Source organism: Pantoea sp. E956-1 (genome assembly GCF_982223955.1).
In genome coordinates, this window is record NZ_CEUYZP010000001.1 from 1288967 (window position 1) to 1312674 (window position 23708).

At 53.8% G+C, this 23708-nt stretch carries 16 protein-coding genes; all 16 read right to left on the reverse strand.

The genetic code is table 11. The features are described from left to right. Position 1: 1 nt before the first annotated feature. The 16 genes from AC0T7J_RS06175 to AC0T7J_RS06250 all read right to left on the reverse strand — a co-directional run bounded on the left by AC0T7J_RS06175 (position 2) and on the right by AC0T7J_RS06250 (position 23695). Entirely contained in the window at positions 2-2344 is a 2343-nt protein-coding gene (locus tag AC0T7J_RS06175; RefSeq protein WP_473792856.1) for a type VI secretion system Vgr family protein, read from the reverse strand. 4 nt (positions 2345-2348) lie between these two features. Next, positions 2349-2876, reverse strand: coding sequence for a type VI secretion system lipoprotein TssJ (gene tssJ / locus AC0T7J_RS06180; protein ID WP_473792858.1), 528 nt, complete (start codon positions 2874-2876; stop codon positions 2349-2351). A 62-nt stretch (positions 2877-2938) separates the two neighbouring features. Next, positions 2939-4018, reverse strand: coding sequence for a type VI secretion system baseplate subunit TssG (tssG, locus tag AC0T7J_RS06185; RefSeq protein ID WP_473792860.1), 1080 nt, complete (start codon positions 4016-4018; stop codon positions 2939-2941). After that, positions 3982-5751: a type VI secretion system baseplate subunit TssF gene (tssF, locus tag AC0T7J_RS06190; RefSeq protein WP_473792861.1), complete on the reverse strand. Its 1770-nt coding sequence runs from the start codon at positions 5749-5751 to the stop codon at positions 3982-3984. The genes tssG and tssF overlap by 37 nt, the downstream gene beginning before the upstream one ends. Before the next feature lie 76 nt (positions 5752-5827). After that, positions 5828-7447, reverse strand: a complete 1620-nt coding sequence (gene tssA, locus AC0T7J_RS06195) for a type VI secretion system protein TssA (protein ID WP_473792863.1) — start codon at positions 7445-7447, stop codon at positions 5828-5830. Next, positions 7448-10867 carry an ImcF-related family protein gene (locus tag AC0T7J_RS06200; RefSeq protein ID WP_473792864.1) on the reverse strand — a complete coding sequence of 1140 codons (3420 nt, stop codon included), beginning with the start codon at positions 10865-10867 and terminating at the stop codon, positions 7448-7450. A gap of 17 nt (positions 10868-10884) precedes the next feature. Beyond that, on the reverse strand, positions 10885-12066 hold the full coding sequence (locus tag AC0T7J_RS06205; RefSeq protein WP_473792866.1) for a hypothetical protein: 1182 nt from the start codon (positions 12064-12066) through the stop codon (positions 10885-10887). A gap of 2 nt (positions 12067-12068) precedes the next feature. After that, positions 12069-12329: a PAAR domain-containing protein gene (locus AC0T7J_RS06210; RefSeq protein WP_473792868.1), complete on the reverse strand. Its 261-nt coding sequence runs from the start codon at positions 12327-12329 to the stop codon at positions 12069-12071. 206 nt (positions 12330-12535) lie between these two features. Then, positions 12536-12889, reverse strand: coding sequence for a hypothetical protein (locus AC0T7J_RS06215; protein ID WP_473792870.1), 354 nt, complete (start codon positions 12887-12889; stop codon positions 12536-12538). A 299-nt stretch (positions 12890-13188) separates the two neighbouring features. After that, on the reverse strand, positions 13189-14052 hold the full coding sequence (locus tag AC0T7J_RS06220; protein ID WP_473792872.1) for a hypothetical protein: 864 nt from the start codon (positions 14050-14052) through the stop codon (positions 13189-13191). Beyond that, the gene (locus AC0T7J_RS06225) at positions 14039-14887 is read right to left on the reverse strand and encodes a glycoside hydrolase family 19 protein (protein WP_473792874.1); all 849 of its coding nucleotides are present in this window, start codon (positions 14885-14887) and stop codon (positions 14039-14041) included. The genes AC0T7J_RS06220 and AC0T7J_RS06225 overlap by 14 nt, the downstream gene beginning before the upstream one ends. A gap of 192 nt (positions 14888-15079) precedes the next feature. Then, on the reverse strand, positions 15080-15574 hold the full coding sequence (locus AC0T7J_RS06230) for a hypothetical protein (RefSeq protein ID WP_473792876.1): 495 nt from the start codon (positions 15572-15574) through the stop codon (positions 15080-15082). Positions 15575-15579: 5 nt separating this feature from the next. After that, positions 15580-18009 carry a glycoside hydrolase family 19 protein gene (locus AC0T7J_RS06235; protein ID WP_473792878.1) on the reverse strand — a complete coding sequence of 810 codons (2430 nt, stop codon included), beginning with the start codon at positions 18007-18009 and terminating at the stop codon, positions 15580-15582. A gap of 10 nt (positions 18010-18019) precedes the next feature. Beyond that, positions 18020-20374 (reverse strand): type VI secretion system Vgr family protein, encoded by a 2355-nt coding sequence (locus tag AC0T7J_RS06240; RefSeq protein WP_473792879.1) that lies wholly within the window; start codon positions 20372-20374, stop codon positions 18020-18022. Beyond that, on the reverse strand, positions 20367-23036 hold the full coding sequence (tssH, locus tag AC0T7J_RS06245) for a type VI secretion system ATPase TssH (RefSeq protein ID WP_473792881.1): 2670 nt from the start codon (positions 23034-23036) through the stop codon (positions 20367-20369). Before tssH ends, AC0T7J_RS06240 begins: the two co-directional genes overlap by 8 nt. Positions 23037-23203: 167 nt before the next feature. Further along, positions 23204-23695: an Hcp family type VI secretion system effector gene (locus AC0T7J_RS06250; RefSeq protein WP_473792883.1), complete on the reverse strand. Its 492-nt coding sequence runs from the start codon at positions 23693-23695 to the stop codon at positions 23204-23206. Positions 23696-23708: the final 13 nt, after the last annotated feature.

Consider the following 23708-nt stretch of genomic DNA (forward strand, 5'->3'; position numbering starts at 1 on the left):
GTTATGCTCCCTGCACTATCGCATCATTGGCCTGAATAGCTTTAAGCAGACACGGAATACAAATTTTGTTTTCAATCGGCGGGAATAGCCCAGGCATCTCAACAGGTTTATTAACCGGGCGCAGCTTCTGCGTACGCTTGATATTACGGGTGTAGGTGTGCGGCGTACCGTACTCAATCCCTCCCGCCTCAATCCTGACGTAGCTGCCCCCGCCAATCAGTGTCACCCTCTTTTTACCGGCAAACAGGATGTCGCTCATGCTGCTAATGCTGAGTTTCTGCGCTGCACTCAGGTGCAGGGCGCCGTTCTGTGCCTGCACCTGTACAGGTCCCTGGTCGGAAATCAGGCTTAGCTTACCGCTCTGTGCAAACAATCCGAGGGTCTGTCCTGCCAGCATTGCTGTATTGCCCAGCGAACCGGTACTGATAACCCCACCAGCATTGATGGCGATATTGTTGGTAGCGGTCAGTTGCAGGTGTTCACCGCTGGTAAACACCATCCCTTCAGGGGCGGTGAAGTGAACCACCTCGTTCAGTGGCTTCAGGCGTTCATTAAACATGGCTATCTGACTGGCCACATCCGCTTCCAGCGCCAGCGCTTGTCGCTCTGCATCCGCCAGCAGGCCCAGCCGTTGACGGCCCATATCAATTTCTCGCAGAGCTTCTTCCATGCTCAGCACATCGCCTTCAGCTTTAGTCTGACCCGTCGCCGTCACCAGCAGCCCTTTTGCCACACGGATAACCCCGAACTCATCGGTGCGCAGCTCAAAGCCGGTACCCCGTAGCGCGTTCTCCGCGTCCACGATGTGGCCCTGGGTCAGTGCCGTGGCCCCGAACGGCGTGCTGAGTGCGATATGCTCATTCTGGCGCTGGTCTTCCATCCGCAGTTCGTTCTGACCTGCGGTACGAAGGATGTTCTGGGTGCGGTTATCCCGGGTGACCACATCCGGATGTTCGGAATCATGAAAGGCATGGGCGATGTACGGCCGGTCGGGGTCGCCGCCATCAAAGGCAATCCCCACTTCCGTGCCGTCGATGAGCGGCGTGTGCCAGCCATACGTTTCACCGGCATACAGTTTCGCCTGACGTATCCACAGGAAGCTGTAACCGGGCTCTGCGTCTTCACGGCTGAAGTCCAGCTTCACCCGGTAGCGGCCCGTTTCATCGAGATGCGCATAGGGCGCATTTTTCTCATCGCTCTCGACGCGGGCCGTCAGTGTCCCGGCAATCAGCGGCCGCGGTACCGGTTCTGGTCTGAAGCAGAACTGCTCACTGTAGGGCATTCCCCACACCGAGACATGCAGACGGGAGTCACGGGCCGCGCGGAAGGTGGCGAGCGTGATGACCATGCCTTCTTTCAGCTCCGGCACGTCACTGTCGCCGGTCTCCAGCACCATCCCCGGCGTCAGGTGACTGGCATTACTGAACAGGTGCAGGCGAATCGCGTTGTTGAGGGCGTGTTCATGCTGAATGTGGGTGTAAAAGGCTCCGCTTTCGGTTTCCGGCTCCGAGGTAGTGTCATCCCCCACTTCACGGTACGGGACCAGGTAGCGGTAGTGTTCACCGGTGGTGGCCGCTTCACTTCTGACACTGACGGTCGCATCCATCGGCGTGCCGGCCGTGCGGTAGTTGTAATCCCGGGTGGCCACACTGCCTGTGACCGTGTGGTGCAAGACCCGCGCATCCCATACTGCTTCGATCGCGCCGTCATACAGCGCCGACGGCTCGCGATACGGAAGCTGTACATTAAACTCATAGTGCAGCTGGCTGTCAGCCAGGGTCACCGTATCCAGCCCGGTGGTGGTGTTGACCCCGGTGCGGAACCAGATACCGTCTTCAGCGAGGATGCGCTGGATAAATTGCAGGTCGGTCTCCCGCCACTGGGTAATCAGTTCCCGTACAGGATAGGTCCGTTCCAGGCGGAACTCAAAATCCTCCCCTTCCAGCCCGTGGCTGCGCAGGATCTGCTCCACCAGTTCCGGCACCGAAACATTCTGCCAGACCGCACAGCGGCGGGTGTGGCTGAGCAGTGCCAGGCGCGAAGAGAGCGTCACGGCTAAATGCATCTGGTCCACAGTCTCTTTGAGAATCTCAAAGCCGGTGATGATGCCCTGTACCACACGGCCAGAGAGCATACTGAGCGTGGCATACTTCAGCATCGTATCCTGTCGGGTAATGCCTTTCTGTGGTGTGGTGAACTCAATCCGCCATTCGAACGGAGCATTCAGCGCTTCGCGCCCGTGGAAGTTCAGCACATCCGTCTTCAGGATGCTGTCGTTAATCTCAAGACGATAGCGGGTCTGCCCGTCAAACAGCGCCAGCCAGTTATCCAGGGTTATGTCCATGTACTTACTCCTTCACCGGGACCAGGGTCAGCCCGGTGCTGTTGAGCTGGATGGTGCGCGGCTTGTCCGGGTCGAGGTCGTCGCGGCTCAGCACCAGTTTCCAGGTGTTGTTACGGATATCCGGGCGATTAAACAGCCCCACCACCGCCACGAATTTCGCCTCCTCATTCATCGGGATATTGAGGGTCACGCTGCCTTTGGGCATTACCAGCAGCGACTTGCTGCCCACTATGTCTTCTTTCAGCGTGGTGTCCGCATCGCGCAGCAGTTTCTGGTAGTCGGCGGCGTCCACCTTCTGGCGGTCCCGGAGCTGGTAAACCTGCACCATGGTGGCCAGCGGCGTCTGGCTTTCATCGGCGTTGATGGCCGCACGGGGCTCAAAATCGAGATGCAGCACCTTTATTTTTTTGTAGAAGATGGCTTTGGTAGCGCTGACCGTGCCATCCGACACGGCCTGAGTCAGGCCACATGCGGTCAACAGGGAACAGAGCAGCATCAGTGCGGCACTGCGCGACAGGGAAGCGAAAGTCATTCAGGAAGTCCTTTTCAGCGTTCAGAAACAGAGGCATGTTGAATGTGTTGTATTTAGGAATATCAGTCGAAACGATAGCCACTGGGCTCTGTCGGCCGCAGAGTCTTACAGGTGAGCCCCTCATAGGTGCCAAGGCTCACGGTCAGGTGCGTGCGGGTCGCGGGACAGTCCCGCTTCAGGCCCAGCACGCCTGTACGACTTAGTTGTACCCGGTGTGTTTTGCCCAGACGGGGTTCAGGCAGACAGGTCACCGGCACTGTGAGGCGAAGGCGTACATCGGAGCGATAACCCATGTACACCCGCAGCAGAACTATCAGGTCGGTGTGTATCTGGCCACCGGGCAGCCAGCCCTGCGCCTCGTCCGGGTTGTCGGTCGCCAGCATCAGCAGGATACGGCTACAGGCCTCTTTGCCGGTCCTGCCGAGCGTGGCACGCTGTGACAGCGACACGCGGTTGGCTTTGCCGAGTCCACTGCGGTTCTCCACGGGGACTTTCACCGGGTCCGGGCCGATAACCGTGGCACGGGTTTCCGGGGCCAGCAGGCTCAAGAGCTGGCGGATGCCTTCGGCGTTTCGGGTTGGCAGCCGCATGGTCCCCAGTAGCGCCAGGAAGCGGGAGACCGGCGTGGCAATCTGCTCCGCCGTACCCGGGATGCCAAGACCGACCAGTCCCAGCAGGCACTGAGAAGTGTCATCCACGCCGCCGGCTTTGAAGGTTGCCGGATAAGCGTATTTGCGCCAGATACGGTAGTACTGAGTGTGGATACGGTGGCTGAAGATATCGAGAAACGCGGTGGTGGCTTCATATCCTTCCCGACGCTGCGCAATATCATCGAGGTACGCCGTCGGTAGCGGGGAGTCCACACCGTACATTCCGAGGAAGGTGGTGCGCACAGTTGGCGACAGGTCCGGGTGGTCTTCATCGGTTTCGACCGTCTTCAGCTCGCTGACCGGGAAACCCATGCCCGGCCACGGGCGAAAACGCACCGGGTCGGCAGAGAGTTTTTCGGTACTGCCGAGCTTCGGCGCATCCGGATTTTCCTGCTCCAGCAACTGACAGAAGCGGTAGAAATTAACCCGCCAGATGTCGTCGGCAAGCCGCTCCGTCAGCCCGGAATGTGCTGGCTGTGATTCTCTTTCCATCGCAGTCGTTTCCCTGTGGGTTGCAGTACCAGTGTGAGCTGATTAAAGAGGTGGACATCAGCATAGAGAGCAAAGAAGCGGTGCAGCATTTCTCCGAACAGGGTGACATCGCCCTCTCCGGCAAAATTATCGGCATTGAGGGTGATTTCAATGTCCACCCCGCGCAGCATAAAACCCTTCTCAAAGCGGCGGATGAGGGTGTGCTTCACCGCCACAATCGCCTCCAGGCGACGGCGGTTCATCTCATCATCGGTCCAGTCGTACAGTGCCAGGGTGCCGCGCAGCACTTCCGGGTTATCCATCATGCTGAGGAAACTGGAGCCCAGGTGGCTCATCACCCGCCAGTGGAAGCGGTCATTTGCCGGTGGATAGAGCGGCAGGGTCGGTACCTTCACGTTCATGACACGAACCGGCACCTTGCCCGCCTTCACCACTCTGTCCAGCAGCGTGCTCTCGAGTGACCGGCGCGGCAGCTGTCCGTTAGTACCGGTAATACGGATTGAGAGCGATTCCGGGGCCTGCGACAGCTGCTCCAGTTCGAAGGATTTACCGCCAAGGATAAGCCACGTGTCATACAGGCCCGAGGGTCCGCGCTTCACGCGGGTATGGAAGTAACGCTCCGGCGCGTCATGGCGCATCATACCGCCGCGGTGGCGGAAGCTGGTGAACGGTACGTAGGGATGTTTGCCATTCTTCACCGCGCCGTGAATGGAATCCACACTGTAGATTTCCGTATGCCCGTCCTGCACGCGCATCGGGCGCAGCAGGTATTCGTTCTGCAGCGGGTCAGGCGTCAGCGGATCCGCTTCCAGTGAGAACAGGTTAATGACCGGCGCACAGTGCAGGCGGAAATTATCGGTCTCAAACGGCATGTCTGTCGGCCAGCCGCCATCGAGCACGATATCGGTCTCAAACCAGGTGGTTTTCTGACTCAGGCCTGCCAGCTCCAGGCCTCTGAGCTCCAAGAACATAAACTTCTCACGGAAGCTGAAATACTCTAGCAGCAGCTGGTAGCCACTGAATGCCGAGTCGCCTTTCGGCCACAGGCGGTCATTGTCATCAAAACCCATCGCTTTACACCAGCCCTCAAAACGCACCCGCTCGGTGCGAGTTTCAGCATGGCGGATATACATCGCGTGCACCCGACGGGTCAGCGCCAGATGCAGGGCAGACGCAACCGGGCTGTCAGCATCAAGGTAAATGGCCACCTTATCGATCCCGGCTTTCGACCAGTCCACCTTGTCCGGGCACTCAAAGCGCAGACGAATGGCGGCACGTCCATCGGGTTCAGTCTGCAGGCGCGCCTCACTCAAATGCAGCGGCTGCAGCGATACGTCACGGGTGGTGCGATACTGACAGACCGTATTATCGGGACCGACCGGGCGTGACAGCACGGAGAAGCCGTTTTCCAGCACTTCCATTTTACGCAGCTGACGCCAGTCCGGTGTGAACGCCACAACGGAGAGCGACGGTATGGTGCGCATGTAATGCGGCCACAGCAGACTGACCAGCCCTTCGGTCAGTTCCGGCAGGTCATCATCGAGCTTTTCACGCAGACGGCCCATCAGGAAGGCAAAACCCTCAAACAAACGCTCCACATAAGGGTCGTGCGCCCCGGTTTTGTCCAGATTGAGCATGGCAGCCCGGTCCGGGTGAGCACGGGCAAATTCTTTACCGGCTTCGCGCAGGTAACGCATCTCGGCTTCGTAATATCGCAGGGTTAAATCATCCATGCAGGGCGATCCTGAGTGTAGAAATCATTAAAAAGAAAAGAGACGTCATCAGTACAATGACCAGTAAATGCAGAAATTACCCACACAGCACCATCGCACGCGCCGGATCGAGCGCAATCAGCCCTGCCAAAAGTGTATCCATTACCGGGGTGAGTCGGGCTTTGTCACTTTCGCTGCGCCCGGCTTTCAGGCGCAACAGCCGAAGACGGCGGGCAAGCACGTCAAACAACAATCCAGGCTCCCAGTCACTGAGGGTCAGCTGCGGTGCACTGGCGGTGAGTTCACCGAGCAGGTGCAGGGCAAGCTCGTTGCGGCCGTACTGCTCTGCCACCCGCGCCATGAGTAAACGAATTAACCAGCGGCTCCGGGGTGAGGCCATGTCCGGACGATTCTGAAGCCAGGTCAGCGCTGCCTCCGGGCCATCGCGGTCACCTTTTTCCATCGCTTCCGCTTCCAGCGCAAATATGTCATCCGTCTGGCCTCCATTTGCCACCGCAGGCGCATCTGCAAACCCGGGCATGTCATCGTTGACCTTTTCGGCTATCCAGTTCAGTGTCACCTCATCGGCCAGCGGCGTGCCATCGTTCCAGGCAAGCGTCTCCAGGCCTGGCAGGCGTTTCAGTAACAGCCTCAGGTCGCTGAGTATGTACTCCGCCCAGTGCTCCCACGGCCCACCAGCCCGGCTCAGCCCCTGCCACAGATACCACTGCAAATCGAGCCAGAATCGGTTACCGCCCTCAGAGAACATCACATCCACCTGCTCAACCAGTTCAGTCCAGCTCTGCTGCAGGTACAGACGTTTAAGCTGAGCGCGGTAGTCAGCCTTCGGAGACAGCAAACGCGTCCTGCCGCTCGCATCCAGCGTCGGCAGCTGCGTCACCAGGTCCCAGCGGGCGGCCTTCATCATCCTGTGAGCGGCAAGCCAGCCCTGCGGCTGCTCAACCACCCAGCCGGACAGCACCCGCAGCTGACGGACCAGTTCCACTTCCGATTTGACAGCCACGGTTTCGGGTACAGCAGTGCCTGACGTCGGTGTGCAGTGGGTGCTTTCACCTGAGCCGTCCGGTCCTGATGAAGCCACCGGTGTATCCAGCCCGCCGCTACCAGCCAGGCGGGTTTCCAGCCTGCGCAGCAAACCGGCAAAGTCAGGGCGTTCCGCCTCCGGCAGCTGTTCCAGGGCCGTTTCCAGCAAACACAGCGCGGCTGCTGTTCTGGCTGTCTCCTCACGCATCACGTCCGGCCAGCGCGAGAATGTATCGAGCACTTTCTCACTGTTCAACCAGTCGAGTGCGGCCAGTCTTGCGGTGCTGCGCTGTGGGTGACAGTGCTGCCCCGCCTGCTTCAGCATGGCTGCCAGCAGCATGATGCCATCCGTCAGCCCGGTATCGCCATCGCGCTGCAGACGGGCAAAGACATACCAGGTGACCACACGGATATCACGGGCCTGGTGGGTCAGAATACTTTCCGCAAGGCGGCAAAGCGTATCGGTATCGGTACCGGAGAGTTTGTTGATTTCCTCACGCATCAGCTGGAAATCATCCTCATAGGTCGGGTCATCCCCGGCCCCATTACCAGTCGGGAGTGGTGTCAGCCACGGCGACCACAGAGAGAGGCTTTCCCGGCTCTTAGCGAGCAATGTGGTACGCTGGCCCGCATTCGGAAGACACAGGGTCAGGAGCGTTTCTGCTGTCGCCATTTATTCGTCTCCGGAAAGGGTGAGTGAGCTATCAGTCGCGCCCACGGAAAAAATAGTCTGCGGCAGGCTGAAGCCCTGCAGTTTGAGCAGTGCCAGTGGCCCGTCACCGAGCTCACTGCGCATGATGAATTTCAGCGGATTGCCGTCCGGAGTGATCCACACCAGTTGTGTCCGGCTGCTGTCGAGCGGTGTGATAAGCGCCTTATCCAGCAGACGGATAAAGCCCCAGTTTCCCTGATTACTGGCATACAGGCGCATTTCTGTATTGACTGAGCGCCAGCTCAGATCCACACCGGGGTAATACGTATTGCCCGGCCAGGTGAAGCTCTGCCAGCTTTCCATCTGGTTGAAGTAATCCAGTTTCTGACCATCGAGCGTCAGCTGGATGCGGGCCACATCGCGTGACGGTCGGACCATCAGTTCGAAATGCACGCCGGCATCGCCCTGGGCAAAGACGATATCGGAGATATCGGCAAGCTTGTTGATGGCGGCAAGAAACGCCGGACTGATGCTCATTCCCTGACTGGCAGCCGGATCCACCACCCAGTGGCTGCCGTCCTGATGCAGCATGCCGCCGAGGTTGGTTTTGATAAATGTAGCGATACGCCCGGAATCGCTTCGCAGGAACTGAGTGAGCAGTGGCAGTGAGGCATCGCTGCCGGTGGCCTTAAATGGATAGCGTCCGGCAAAGGCGGTATTCCACTGCGAGACAATAGTGCTCTGCCAGCGGGCATTCAGGCTGCCTGCCGCCGGGGCCAGCACCTGACGCCAGGCCAGGTCGAGCGGCTGCACAAACAGCGCCTGCCCGAAGCCATTCCACTCCTGACCGAGGCTTGCTGCCACCAGAGAGCCATAGTCACGGGTGTCGGTCAGATCGATGGCTTTTCCCTGGAAGACTGTCTGAGCCAGCATCTGCGCCATCGCCTGCGGATCAGGGGCGCTGGTCACCTGCTGTAGCTTGAGACGCACCTGGGTCACACGGGCAAGCCAGGACTGGAAGCTAAGGTTACCGTTCGAGCCGGTACCGTCCTTGCCGGCCATCAGGCCCGTAAGCGGACCAAACACGCCGTCCAGCGGCCCTTTTGGTCCCTGTGCCTGCTCAATAAACTGTTTTGCCTTCTTCTTACGTCCCACCAGTTTTTTTGCCGAATCCACCAGGGAATCAGCAAGGGCCACCCCTTTGGCACCGGTCTGTCCCTGCCAGGCAAGCGTATTCATGAGCGCCACCAGAGGTGACTGACGTACATCCGCCAGCAGATTCAGCTGTGCAATAGCCTCCGAAAGCGACGCAGCTTCGTGCCACTGAGTGCTGTTGGCCATATTGAGCCAGGCGTTACCAAAATCGGTGAAATAGCGTTCTGTCAGGCGCTCTTTAAGCGCTTCCGGTGACACATCACTGCCTGGCTGATGGGTTTTATCAGTGAGCACCCAGTCGATTTCATCGCGGCGGGTCTTCACTACTTCATCAATCGCGTCTTCAACCTGCTCTTCCCACGCCTGACGGGTGAACATCCCCGGCACCACTTCTTCCGAGGAGAACAGGGTTGACGCATCCGTATCGCCGGTCATATCCGCCAGGGTTAAATCCGGCCAGTTTCGGGCAATGCGCCCGAGCATTTCCTGATACAGACCGGATTCGGCATTACGCTGACCAATCTGTTTGAGCAGGATCTGACGTACTGTGCCCACCAGTTCGCGGTCAGGAGAGATTTTCCACTCCGGGTGTTCCGGTAAGTTCTGCGCCCAGAAGCCGAGCAGCTTCGGCGCCTGGGTCTGCCACACGTTGTCAGGCACGCCGTTGCGGTGCGGCCAGGCCTTCAGCATGTTAGCGGCAAGCCAGTTCGCGTCCGCTTTATCGGGGCGACCCAGCATCAGGTAACCTTTGAGCAGACTGTAAGTCTTCTGGGTGGCAGAGGTACGTGCATCGCTTGCCGGTGGCAGTTGTACAAAAGCATTTAACTGACGATGAAGTTCATCGGCCAGTGCGTCGCGCATCAGTTGCTGGTTGTTTCGGGCATACAGTGGCCAGAGCATCTTCAGCGTGTCGCTGTCCTGGTTCAGGCCAAAGCGTGTGTACCACGGCGCACCGTGTACTTCGCGGTTCTGCAGGCGGGCAATAGTCTGTTGCAGCGCCAGCTGGTTACGCAGACGTTCAGGCAAAGGCTGTTTTGTGTCAGCGGCAACACGGGCGGTATTCTGCGCCAGCCAGATTTGGGCGCGGTTAACGGAAAGCGACAGCAGTGTGCCCGCCCCCCAGAGCAGAACCACTCCCAGCAGCACCAGGCGCAGCACCTTTTGCCAGTGGAAGCCGATTTTACGGGCATGCACCTGCAGGCTGTCATTCTCAAGTTCCAGCCAGACTGCCGGTGACAGGCGCGCATGCGGTACTGTTTCGGTTCCCGGCAACGCCGGGCTGAACATCACTCCGCGCAGACGATACGGGGCCGGCCCTGACATCAGCGTGGTCAGCAACGGCACCAGAGAGCGTCGTAACGAGCCGCGCAGGGCTTTTGACAGGCTCAGCAGCCAGTGGTGCTGTGAATTCTCAAGCAGCGCTGCTATGCCGGGCGTCTGCAATTCGGAAGACAGAGTGGTGAGTGTCTCGCGGGTCTCTTCCGTTGTTGCGCCAGAACCAAATAACGCGCCGGTTGGGGGCACACCTTCCCCGTCATGGGCCCAGTTGCCTTCCCGGACAAGCAACAGCCAGACCGGCTGTTGCCAGTCCAGCAATGTATCGGTCTTCTGGCGCACACGCACTAGTGTGTCCTGCTTCGCCGTATCGGGCAGTGCAGCCGCGTTCATCACCTGCACCACGCCATCCAGCGGACGATGTGGTCGCACCGCTTTCAGGACGGACAGGAACTCATCATCCGGCACGCTTTCCGCAAGACCGCCGTAAATAAGCACAATCCCGTTACTTTCCTGCCAGTGATCGCGCTTAAGACACGGCACCACTTTTTCGATATCGCTGTCGGTACCCTGTACCAGTAGCAGGCGCACTTTAGCTTCCCAGCGACGGCGGTAGCGCAGACGCAGGTGATCAATCAGAGGCCCGGCACTGAAACTGTTCTCAGCGCGTTCTTTTTCATCAACGAAGGTGTTTGCGGCGTTATCTTCAGGGGCGTTATTGGTATTGTGTTTATTGCGCCCCCATGTCCGGCGTGCTCCCTTCCTGCCTGAATAGAAAAAAATCTTTTCCAGTCCCCAAATCAGGGCCAGCAACACGACGCTGACAATCGCGCAGATCGTCACAATCCGTTCAACAGGGTATGGACCGAGCCCCAGACTGGCAGCAATGAAATTACCGCCCGTTGTCAGAGCGAAGACAATGATCACAGAGACAAAAATCATCGCCAGGACAGCGGGCCCCAGGAGGGATTTGTTTTTTGTTTTTGCCTTTTCTTTTTTTGCGCTGCTCATTCCCTGATAAGGTCCTTTTATCGTTCTTCTGTCGTAATAGCCGTAAGCCAAATATCATCACTCACCGGATCCGGCTGAGCGGCAATTAACTGCGGCCCCTCCTCCTGAACAACTGCCGTCGCCAGAGTGACCGCTATCCAGGGTGATGCGACACCGGTATACCCCAGTGTTGCATCGATGCTCTTGATATCGTCTGTCAGGCTGAGTGTAAGCATGTTGTCTTCACAGGACTTGTTTAGCCCCGGCTTGTCGGTAACAGCTTCGCCACTGATCCATATCGTCCTGATTCCGTTCGGGGGTAATTTTGCCCAGCGCAGTGAATGGGCCATATCTCGGGTCAGTGTGTCGGGGTTGCTTTGCTGAGGGCGGTGCAACCGGACTGCATCAGTAAATTGATGGCTTTTACGGTTACACAGCACCAGTGAGGTGATCGCTTCAGCATCATTTTCCGCCGGGAACGGCCGTAGCACTAGAATCAGAACAATTAACGCCGAAGGCTTATTCCAGCGGTTGTCCAGCCAGTACTCCAGTGCATTCATTCCCTTCGCGGATAGCTGACGCAGCTCCCTTCCCGATTTCAGCGTCAGGAGTTCAAGAAGTTCAGTTTCATATTCAGCTGACAGACTTATGTCACTGTCAAACATCAGCCAGCAGGGAAGTGTGTCAGGAAGCCGCTCCAGTGTGTTCTTCAGGCGAACGGCTATTTTCTCAATGGCCTTCTTTACCGCATCCGGATACGCATCAAAATCCGTCATCCGGGCATGCCTGACAGGAAGGCCACCGCCACGCGGTATGCTGGTTTTCAGTAACGGAGTCGCAAGTGCCATTGCAGCAACCTGACTACCGGTTCCCCTTCCGGCAGCGGTCTGAACATATGTATCCAGTACCCAGGCAAAGCGCTGGCCGCGCGCGATCTCCTCTTCTTTCAGGCTTTCACATTCATAATTCCAGCCCGCTTCACCATTAAGTTCCAGTCGATAGCCAATATGACGAAAGACCACCAAGAGCCCCCAAAGGATAAAGGGTAAGCCCAGAGCGGTTAACCAGAATGAAACCCCGCGCCGATCCCCATTCCATTGCCATGACGTCAACGCCACGCCCGCGACCAGGATGACAATCAGCAAAACAACCCAACGTAATGTCACCGGACGCGGAATGTTGTCTTCATCTTCAGGGACTTCATCCAGATAAATCGGCATATTCAGCCAACCTTCGCCGCAGAAAAGGAGCTAATCAGCGTACAACCGCACCCGCATTTATGGCCTTCAAAAGCCACCGGGAGACCATCCTCATCCAGATAGTTTGGGTTACCCTCAACAATGGTCGTTTCCCCGTGTTCAGGGCAGGAGACTTTATCCCCTTTACGGGCAACGCCAATGCCACCAAATTTCATAGTGGCGGAGCCAGTTAACACTGAACCTCCGTGCGTTGTCTTGTCGCCTTTACGAATAATTTTTAGCATTTCCGCTCCAATTTTTACTCAGCAATTAATTTTTACAACCTCGCGCAGAGAATAACGACCGCGCCTTAACCCGTGATTATTTAAGTTCGAAATCATCAGATTTCACCCAATATATTTTACTCTTCCCGCCGGTTGACTTGTAATTGACTTTATAAAAAAAGAGCCATCCTCGGACATATCAATAAGTGAGAAGATATTCCCTCAAATTAGATATGCTTTAATTTTTTTGATTCATCAGGAACGGAATGTAAAAATGATTTATCAACTGAGACCTCACCATTTGACGGCTTTCTGTTTTTATAATCATCATATCCAGTCATTAAATCCTCATAATCTTTAACGCCATTTTCATAGTATATTATTTTTACTTGCTGCCATTCAGCACAATAATCTGTAAAAATCAATGACCACTCCTCATCAGAGGAAACCCGATAAACATCATTGTACCAAACGCCTTGAACCCTTCTGGAGCTAATTACGCGACCTTCATCCTTATTTATATTACATAGTTTCCCATCCGCGCCCGCAGACGGAGTGTTTTCTATACGAACATTATTCACCTTAAAAAACCACCGAGCATTTATTGACATCGTTCTCACTACTCAGATAGAGATATTTAGTATTATTCAAAAAGGTTCATGGAAACATTCGAGTAACCTTTAGATAAAAAATCCCTCGCAGCTTCAGGCAATGTCAGTGCATCGTATGTTGTAGGCACTCTTCCTGCTGATTTAGCAAAAACTGAAAGTTGAAAGACTCAGCAAGGCTATCAAACTCATTTTATTTAGTGCCATCATTTTAAGCCCCGCCCCCCTGCTTTTAATATCTCATCAATACGGATTATGACTACCTCAAAGCTTCACTCTTTAAATTTTTTATTTAAATATTGTTTAATCAAAGCAGCATTTTTGTAGTTGAACTTAGTCCCTTTCCCTTCACACCCGGATAAATTCACATCATCATTTATAGCTATATTTTTCGATGCATTTCCTTTATTATCATAAGTATAAGCATAGACTTTATAGCAAACCATATCACGAGCATCAGCTCCGCCCCATGATATCAAGTTTACAATATTCATTTCAGAAGAAAGATCTATGAAAAAAACAGATAAATTCACAGGGGAAAGATTGCCTTTATTTTTATAAGTATCAACAATAGCATCACCCAACTCGCTTTCTTTAACAAGGTTTAGCCCCTTATCTGTAACGTATTTTATATGTACATTCGGAACATCTTTCAAAGCAAATGGACCATCAGCAATAACTTCATAATTCTCTACATAATCTTTACCCGTACGGTTATCTTTTCTTACACCTTCCCCCTCATGCCCACAAACCGAGTGATTAAGTGAAAGTGGCATGTAAGGTGTTTTTGCATTCATTACTGCATATGATTTGGCGAAAATATTAGATAATTTCTCATCAAAAAAATAATAAGAATAAATAGTCATTACACCATCACCTGTTTGTGACGACATTCCAACACTTACACCCTCAGCCGTTCCCCACTCACAAGAAAATGTCAAACGGTCTCTGATAGCTGCCATATTTGCATTTCCCTCCAAAGCAATATCAATATTTTTTTGTTCATGTGAGTTTTTTGCCGTCAGTGTGTAATATTTAGTACCATCAAGATTTTCCGCACCTGGTTTTAAATAAAAGTCCGCAGCACAAACATTCATAGAGATAAAAATAAAAATTAATGAGCTAAAACACTTCATTAAAGACTCCGTCACATAATAATCTATTTAAATTTTCAAACCGATCATCGTAGTGATCATCATACTGATTAACTACCCTAGTTATTGAATAAGATACATCTTTCGTAACCCCCTGGTCAGCTCGAGTCGGTAGATTATTAAAATCCCAAAAATAAAGTGCGGATCGAACGGCATAAACAGTTTTGAGCAACAAATCAGGATCAGCTTCGAAATCAACTCTTTGCCCCCATTTGCTCTCATGATATCTTGTGAACGATCTATAGTTTCCTCTAAACGTCAATTGTTTCATTCCACGGCCACGATATCTCCAACCATCCCCACTTGCATAGTCACCATTATTAACCCTTTTGGCATAAGCTTTATTGGCGATGTTTTCAGCGTTTGCTGCCTGACGCCCGGGAATATATCCATCGCCCTCTGCTTCAGCAACATGATTAGCATAATATGCAAATTTTGCGACAAGTACGTTGGGTCTATAGTTAAAATTCTCGTTAAGGTTAAATCCAGGACCAACCTCTTGAAGTACTTGAGCCATAAAATGATTTAATCTATTGCTAGTATTAATTCTGCATCGTTCAAAACTGGAACTGAGTTCTTCTGCTACAGCACTTAGTAATACATCAGGAACTCTAGCAGAATCAGTCCAGATTTTTCGTAGCATCTCTTTTGTAATTTTTGACTCACGGTTAAATGCCCCCAAAAACATCACCGGATGCATATGCCACAAAGATGAATCCAGTTTTAATTTACTGGCATCCTGCATCCACACCATCTTATCAAGATAGTCTTCACAGTATTCTCGCCACTCTGGCGCATCACTCGTCAGTTTGTTCAAAAAAGACTGCCAGATAGACGATTCTTTTTTGTGATACCACTCACTGGGGTGCTTCACTACCATCTTATTCTTAACATTGCGATAAGACGGATTGTGGATAGCGCTCAGATATTCCTGGGATGAATATGGGCTGACACGACTGTCGATCCGATTTAACAACCGCTGATAATTATTGGGATCACACCTATTCTTTTACTTCCCATATTTTTCTTTTAAATATTTTTTTATAGATGCAGCACTCTTAAATTTGAATGACTTATCCTCCCCATTAAACTCTCCATCAAGACCATTCAACTCTGAGTCTTTTGTAATTTCTTCATTAACTATTAACTGTGAACCATTATATTTATAGCCAAAAACTTGATATAAGTAACCGTTAATTCCCTCTGCTAAATGCTGTTGACGCCATGACACCAAAACAATCACATTTTCGTCGCTCTTTATTTTATAAAGAAATACAGAATCAATATTAGGTGAAGAACCATCTGTTTCATAAGTATCAACCTTAAAAGATTGACCATTCACATCAAAATATAAACCTAAAGGGTAATCTTCATTGCTTTCTTTTTTAAAATAGATATTTTTCCCTTCATCTACTTTAAATGGTCCTTGTACCATGTTATTTACTTGAGCTATAGAAATAGCACTAAAAAACAAAAAACAAAAAAATACTGATAATACTTTCATTCAGCTCACTCCTTATTAACCCCTAGCAATGGTGCGACTGCATTAAATCTCGCTAGCCGATCATCATAGCCATTCTGGCCACCGTTAACTATACCTGTAACTTCATATACTGTTGAGTTTTTTGCTTTGACATTAAGCTTTTTACTTAGCCAAAATGAAAAGGCAGATTCTACACCGTACTCAATTTCCGAGATCACTAAACCTGGAGAGGATACAAAATCCTTCGAATCGTCTGGGCTCATTTCATTGTGTTTTGTTGTAAAATACTTATAACCTTCTTTCCCTGTTAGTTGAATCATACCACGACCGCGATATTTGTACCCATCTCCAGAAAATTCATTATCGTTGCCCATACGACTTGCATATACGTAGTTGGCAAGATTTTCGGGATTGTGTGCATACGTTGACTCGTTTGACCATAATTTAGTTCTAAGTCTACCCAGATTACAATCATCAGTAGAGTTATTATATTGCGAAGGGCCTTTAATGCACCCAAATATTCTCCGCATTCCTTTGGCACTGTAATTCAAATTTTCCTCTGTAATTGAAAAACCACTCTCGTGTCCTATTTGTGAAAGGAAGTGAGCTATTTCTTTGCAGTCGCTCATACCATACGCCTTAGCATATTTATTTATGTAAGGTAGAACTGTCTCACATTGGATTTTGTTTTGACCTAAGTTACTTGCTAAGAGCATTTCAAGTGTAATAATCTCGTTTTTGGATAATAGAGCACCAAGAAAAACCACCGGATGCATATGCCAAAAAGATGAATCCAGTTTTAATTTACTGGCATCCTGCATCCACACCATCTTATCAAGATAGTCTTCACAGTATTCTCGCCACTCTGGCGCATCACTCGTCAGTTTGTTCAAAAACGACTGCCAGATAGACGTATCCTTTTTGTGATACCACTCGCTGGGGTGTTTCACGATCATCTTATTCTTAACATCACGATAAGACGGATTGTGGATAGCGCTCAGATACTCCTGGGATGAATATGGGCTGACACGACTGTCGATTCGGTTTAACAACCGCTGATAGTTATGGGGAACAGCTCGGTGACTCACGCGCGTATCATTGCTGGAGGCCTTTAAGAGACGATCATAAAGCGTGCGAACCAGGCCTGCAGGTGGCGTTGTGCCATCAAGATGATCAAAGCCCGGCGCCTCGTCCACTGTGGTGGTGAACCCCAGCTTGTCGAGATCGTATTGCGACAGCGTTTCCACTGAGGCGTTACTTTTTGGCACGTAGCCGTTCGCATAGGGCAAAAACCAGTAGTCCTGCTCCTGTGCATCTTTTTCTGTTTTCACCTGACCCAGCTTAAGGATCGCCTCGCCCTGCGAAACTCTCCCGTTGCTGACCATGGCTTTTGTCTTCAGATCTTTCGAGAACAACGGCAGGCCGGACGGGCACTTCAGGTACAGCGGCGTACTCATCCCGACTTTCTCCGGATTCGTCAGGAAAGTCGGCAAACTGTCATCTGCACTCAGGCATTCGATGTGTACCTGATAGCGGACATCATATCCGCCATCTTTGGGTACCTGAAAATATCCCAGGTGCCCGACGCTGTCACCGGCACTTATCGGGTACGGTGTGGGGCAAACGACCTTATCAAACTGCATCGGCTCCGCATAAGGCGGCAGCAGACACGCCCACCACGACGGACGCGCAGCCGCACCTGATGACGGGACAAGATTATCTCTGTCCGTCAGGATCCAGTACTGTTGTCCTTCCTCCAGACGGGTTTTCGTACCTTTGAATTTCGCTTCGTCGGACAGTCCTCTGAACGTGACCAGGCCATAGCGGCGCGCCCTGGGCCCCGTAGCGCTACAGCCTGAATCTGAAGCATCCCATTCAATCTGTGAACCTTTCGGGATTGTGGTTATACGATATGTGTTTCTGTTCCCGGAGTTGGCATCAGGAACCCACTCGCGGCGAAAGACCGGCAGCTTATCATTCACAATCCACTGCGTTTCGTGTTCACTAGACGCGTAGGCTGTGTAAGGCGCCAGGTGCATGTACAGCGTATAAAAATGCAGGCCGCTTTCTTTCTTTACTCCCGGCTGAAGGTAGTGCCGTACCAGAACAAAGGAGCCGGAGAAATTCAGCGGGCCCGTTTCCCACGGCACTGTCAGGTAATCACGGCAAATCCGGTACGCCACCACTTCCCCGTCCGCCATACAGCGAACGCTCTGCTCACCTTTGTAAGGACCAGGAAAATCCAGCAGTTCGGAAGCTGCCTTACTGCTCAGCGCGCACCATGGCGTAGTGGTACTCGTTATGTGAATTCCCCCGTGCCACATGCCGTTACTTCCCAGCATGAACCAGCCGGTCGCTTCACCCTCCAGGTGTGACATCACATCATCCTGACTGGCAAAGTCGCTGCCGCGATTGTTGGATGGCACAGGCCAGCTGAATTTTGGTAATACCGGCATGTCTGTTCCCTCAGTTGCTCAGTGGTTTGCTGATGACGCGTTTAATCTCGGCTATCTCGGTGCTATCAAAATCCGGGGCAGAGACAGGCAGATCACCACCACTTCCAGGCACCAGGTATTCCCCCACCTTCATGGTCAGGTCGCCTTTCGAGCCATGCTCGATACCGCTGTCGCTGAGCTTAAGGTATGAGCCGCCACCATTCACGGTCAGCGTTTTTGGTGTGCTTATAACGATTTCATCGTCAGTACTGGTGATGGTCAGCGCTTTTTGCGCGCTCATGTCCAGTGTGTTGTGACGGGAATGCATTTCCACATCACCAAGGTTGGCGATCATCTGCGCGCCCGCTTTGTGTGCGAACAGCCCCAGTTCATTCTCAGCACTCATGGAGATGTTTTTCGTCGCCCCCATGTCGATGTTCTTACCGGCCGTCAGCATCGTATTTTCCGTACTTGTGAGCTGCAGGTGCTCACCTGAGGTAAAGGCGATTCCCTGCGGAGCTGACGCCAGCAGGACTGCGGCCTGTAAGTCAGCAATGCACTGTGTCACCAGGTTGCTTTGTGCCTGAATATCACTGACCAGAGCTTTCGCTGCTTCGGCCGCATTGTTCAGTGCCTGCATCTCGCGGTTAGCCTGTTTGATCCGGTTCACCGCCGGTGCCATTTCAAGCATGGCCCCCTCGCCTTTTGCCTGCGCATCCGCGGTAAGGAACATTCCCCGCCCGGCACGCAGCGACCCGTATTCATCGGTACGCAGTTCAAATCCGGTACCACGGGGCTCACGCTCACTGTCTACAACATGACCGCCGTTGAGTTGCGTCTTGCCAAACGGCGTCGCGAGCTTGAAATGCTCTTCCTGACGTTTGTCTTCCAGGCGGAATTTGTTACCCCCGGCCGTGCGCCAGATGTTGCGGGTGTGGTTATCACGGGTCACGTGGTCAGGGTGTTCGGAATCGTGCTGCGCATGGGCGATGTACGGGCGGTCAGGGTCACCACCGTCGAACATCACCGAGACTTCGGTGCCGTCGAGCAGCGGGGAGTGGAAGCCATAGGTATCCCCGGCATAAGGTTTCGCCATGCGCAGCCAGAGATAGGCATAGCCCTGTTCGGTGCTGTTGCGGTCAAAATCGAGCCGAACGCGATACCGCCCCTGATTATCGAGATAGGCATAGGTGTCATGCTTCTCATCGCTTTCCACCCGGGCCGGTAATGTACCGGCGATGACCGGGCGTTTCCGCAGTGCCGGACGATAGCAGACGTTTTCACTGTAAGGGATCCCCGTGAAGTGCAACTGAAAACCTTTATCACGCGCGCCCGAAGTCTGAACACCAGTGATCACAATGCCGTCTTTCAGCGACTCTGGAATACTGCCCTGTGGCTCCAGCACTTCGCCGGGGGCCAGAACAGGGCTGCTGGCACGCCCTATTACTGTCTGCTGAGCATTGAGGTAGCGCTCATGACGCAGGCGGGCATACCAGGCACCGCTCTCCGGAATTTCCGCATCCCCCTGACTCAGGAACGGCTCAGCGTAGTGATACACCTCACCGGTGGTCGCCCCGCCTTCCTGGCGGACGCTTACGGAGCTGTCCTGTGGGGTCAGCGCGTCGCGGTAGTTATAATCGCGGGTGACCATACCACCGGTGACCACGCGGTCTGTCGGCCGAATATCCCAGACGCTTTCCTGACCGTTATCGCTGGTGCGTGATGGCGGAATAATGGGCATCTTCACGCCAAACTGATACTGCATCTGGCTGTCCTGGAAAATCACCACATCCTGTTCAATGCGACTATCCATTTCAAAACGCCAGAAGATACCCACCTCTGCCAGCAGGCGCTGAACAAAGGCTAGATCCGTTTCACGCCACTGGGTAATCAGCTCGTGAACCGGATACGCCTGCGACAGGCGGAATTCAAAATCCGCCCCTTCCAGCCCATGGGAACGCAGAATTTGCTCCACCACTTCCAGCACCGACTGGTTCAGATATACCGCACAGCGCTCGGTATGCTGCATCAGGGCAATACGCGGTACGATGCGCAGGGCGTAGGTGATTTCATCTCCTGACACGGAGATCCGACGGAACGTATCCACCACGCCGTAGATCGTGCGCACCGGCACAGCGGGTGTGTCATCAAACAATGGAGTCTGGAAGGTAAAGGAAGCCGGTTTCAGCATCACGTCATTGCTGGCAATGCTCGCCGCACAGGTGAAGGTGACATCGTAGTGCCACGGCTGGCTCAGCGTTTCACTGGCGCTAAAGCGCAGCACGTCCAGAAAGTGTGAACAGTCATGGACATCCATCCGGTAGCGTGACAGGCCCAGGGCCTCATCCATCGCCTTTTGTTCCAGGCTGCTTAAGCTTTCATTCATCGTTCACCTCCGGCTGTGTTTTCTGCACGGCATCAAACTCCAGCACGATGCCTTCTTCTTCATCCCAGTTGAGCGTCAGGCTGTGTGGCTTTTGCTTCGCGGCCATATGGGTCAACAGCTGCTGACTCAGCACCAGCAGAATTTGTTGATTGAGCAGACTGTCGACATTACGCGCGCCGGTGTCCGGCAGCAGACAGGCGACGGTCAGTGCGTCATACAGGCTCTCATCAATCTGCGTGGTCAGGCCGTAGTGACGGTTCAGGCGCTTACTGACCTGTGCGAGCTTCATTTCCACTATGGTGCGCATGGCAGGTTCTGTCAGCGGACGGTAAATCACGGTCTGGAAACGGGCCAGCAGTGCGGGCTGGAAGTGGTCGCGCAGGATCGGGCGCAGCAGTTCGTGCAGGTCGCCTTCGGTGGCATCGGGCTTTTCATCCAGCAGCTGCATAATGTGGTCGCTGCCGAGGTTGGAGGTCATCAGGATGACGGTGTTGCGGAAATCGATTTCACGCCCTTCACCGTCGCGCATAAAGCCACGGTCAAACACCTGATAGAACAGGTTCATCACGTCACGGTGCGCCTTTTCCACTTCATCCAGCAGCACCACGCTGTACGGGCGCTTGCGCACCGCTTCGGTGAGTATCCCGCCCTGACCGTAGCCGACATAACCCGGCGGTGAACCTTTCAGCTGAGAAACGGTATGCGGCTCCTGGTACTCCGACAGGTTGAGGGTAATCAGCGATTTTTCACCGCCGTACAGCACATCCGCCAGCGCCAGCGCGGTTTCCGTTTTACCGACGCCGCTCGGACCTACCAGCAGGAACACGCCCTGTGGGCCGTTCTCTGACGTCAGCCCCGTCTTCGCCGCACGCAGGCGCTGAGCGATGGCGGTCAGAGGAACATTCTGGCCTACTACTCGCTGGCCAATTTCATTTTCCAGGGTCAGCAGCTCGGTCTGTTCGTCCTTCATCAGGGAAGACAGCGGCACGCCGGTCCAGTCGGCAATCACGGTGGCAACGGTGCGCACGTCCACATCAATGGAAAGCAACGGGTTGCTGTGCTGCATGCCCTTCAGCTCCTGTTGCAGCCTGTGGGTCTCGCTCCGACGGGAGATGTCCTGCCGGCTTTCCAGCAGTTGTCCGGTGAGTTTCAGTTCCTGACCGTACTGGGTTTGAAGCTCATCAAGTGCAACGATGAGATCGTTCTCTTCCTGCTCAATGGCGGTCAGGCGTTCACCATGACTCTGATTGCCGACGGCGATGTCTTCCAGCAGCGCCTGCTTCTCCATTTCAAGAGAGGTAATCTGCGAGCGAATGCGGGTCAGCTGTTCCGGCACGGTGTCGAGGCTCATGCGCACGCGCGCAGCGGCGGTATCCAGCAGGTCAACGGCCTTGTCCGGCAGCTGGCGGCCTGTCAGGTAACGACGGGATAGCGTGACCGCAGCACGCACCGCATCATCGGTGATGTGTACGTTATGGTGTTCGGCATAGCGGGATTTCAGACCACGCAGCATCAGACACGCCGTCTCATCGTCCGGCTCGTCCACCAACACTCGCTGGAATCGACGCTCCAGTGCGGCATCGCGCTCGAAGTACTGCTTGTATTCGGACCAGGTTGTCGCAGCAATGGTGCGCAGTTCGCCGCGAGCCAGCGCTGGTTTTAGCAGGTTGGCCGCATCTGACCCACCCGCCTGGTTACCGGCACCGATAATGGTATGCGCTTCATCGATAAACAACAGAACCGGCACCGGCGACTGCTGAACCGCATCGATGACGTTTTTCAGGCGCTGTTCAAATTCTCCTTTCACGCCTGCGCCCGCCTGCAACAAACCGAGGTCAAGGGTGCGCAGGATGACCGGTTTGAGGGATTCAGGTACGTTGCCCTCGGCAATACGCAGCGCCAGACCTTCGACCAGAGCCGTTTTACCGACGCCCGGTTCACCGACCAAAATCGGGTTGTTCTTACGACGGCGCGAGAGGATATCCACCATCTGGCGGATTTCGGTGTCACGGCCGAACACCGGGTCAATCCTGCCCTCTTTGGCTTTGGCGGTGACATCAAGGGTGAATTTATCCAGCGCGTTCTGTAGCGCCGGGTTCAGTTCACCCTCTTTCAGCTCTGCACCAACCGGGCGGCCAACAAACTCCATCTCACCACCGTGATTCTGCGCAAGTTCCGCTTCCTGCTGCAGTTCCGCGCGTTCGTCCGACTGGGCATCAAGCAGCGGACGCAGCCGGGAAAGCTGACTCATCCCGAGCGTCAGCAGCGGCCAAAGACCATCGCATCGCACCAGTTTAGACTTATCGACCAGCGCCATCAGCAGATGCACACTGCGAATCTGCTCTTCGCTGTTAAGGGAGGCAATCAGCCAGGCTTCCTGCATCAGGATCTGAATACTGTCTGACAGTTGCGGTCGAGCGCGAACAGAGCGAGGGAGATTATCCAGCCAGCTCAGCATATCCTGCCAAAGCATATCCATATCCCACTCGTAACGACGGGCCAGTACAGTCAGGTCTCCCTCGCCCTGCTCCAGCAGTTTAAGCAGCCAGTGCTCTGGCAGGATTTCTGCATGGGCGCGGGTCTGACACAACGAGGCTGCGCCTTCCATCGCGCGGGCGCAGTAAGGGTTCAGACGTCGAAGAAGGATTGCCGGGTTTTCCATGTTTGCTTGCTCACTGTTGAGGACCGTTCAGGCACGCTACCGCCCCTGGCCGTTACCGAGGCCCATAAGGTCTGTTTCCGGGATGTGATGTTTTTTGCTCAACGCCCGCACAGGCAGACGCTCAGCAAAAATGAAAAAGCGGACAGAGGGGACTGTCCGCTTGTGACTTACGCGGTGGCGCGTTCGTTCCAGCTATCGGAATGGATGATGTTGCCGTCTTTGTAGGTCCAGGTGATTTTTTCGTAACGCAGTTCAATGCGCTCAAGGTGGTTGTGCTTCTCTTTGGAAGAGTCCTTGATGTCATACATTTCAGGATTCACTTTCACCACTTTCACGTTCTCAAGTTTGGTGTTGAAGTACTCCACTTCCTGGCCCGCATCGTTGATTTTGTACCACCTGAATTCCGCAGACTTGAGGGTCTGACCGGTGGTCACCGCCTTGTACAGGTACGGGCTGGACGAGTCGATTTCCTTGGTGAACAGGAATGGGGTGTGGATACGAGTACCGGTCAGCTTGCCGGTGTTGTTGTCGGTCGGGATATACAGGTTATGTTCCTGAGCCACTACTTCGATGCTGCCGTCACGATCCTGAACGTCCACAGACCCTTTGATGTCCGCGCCGCCGTCGTCTTTCAGCCAGAGATAAACAGGAATTGCCATCGGATTTACTCCA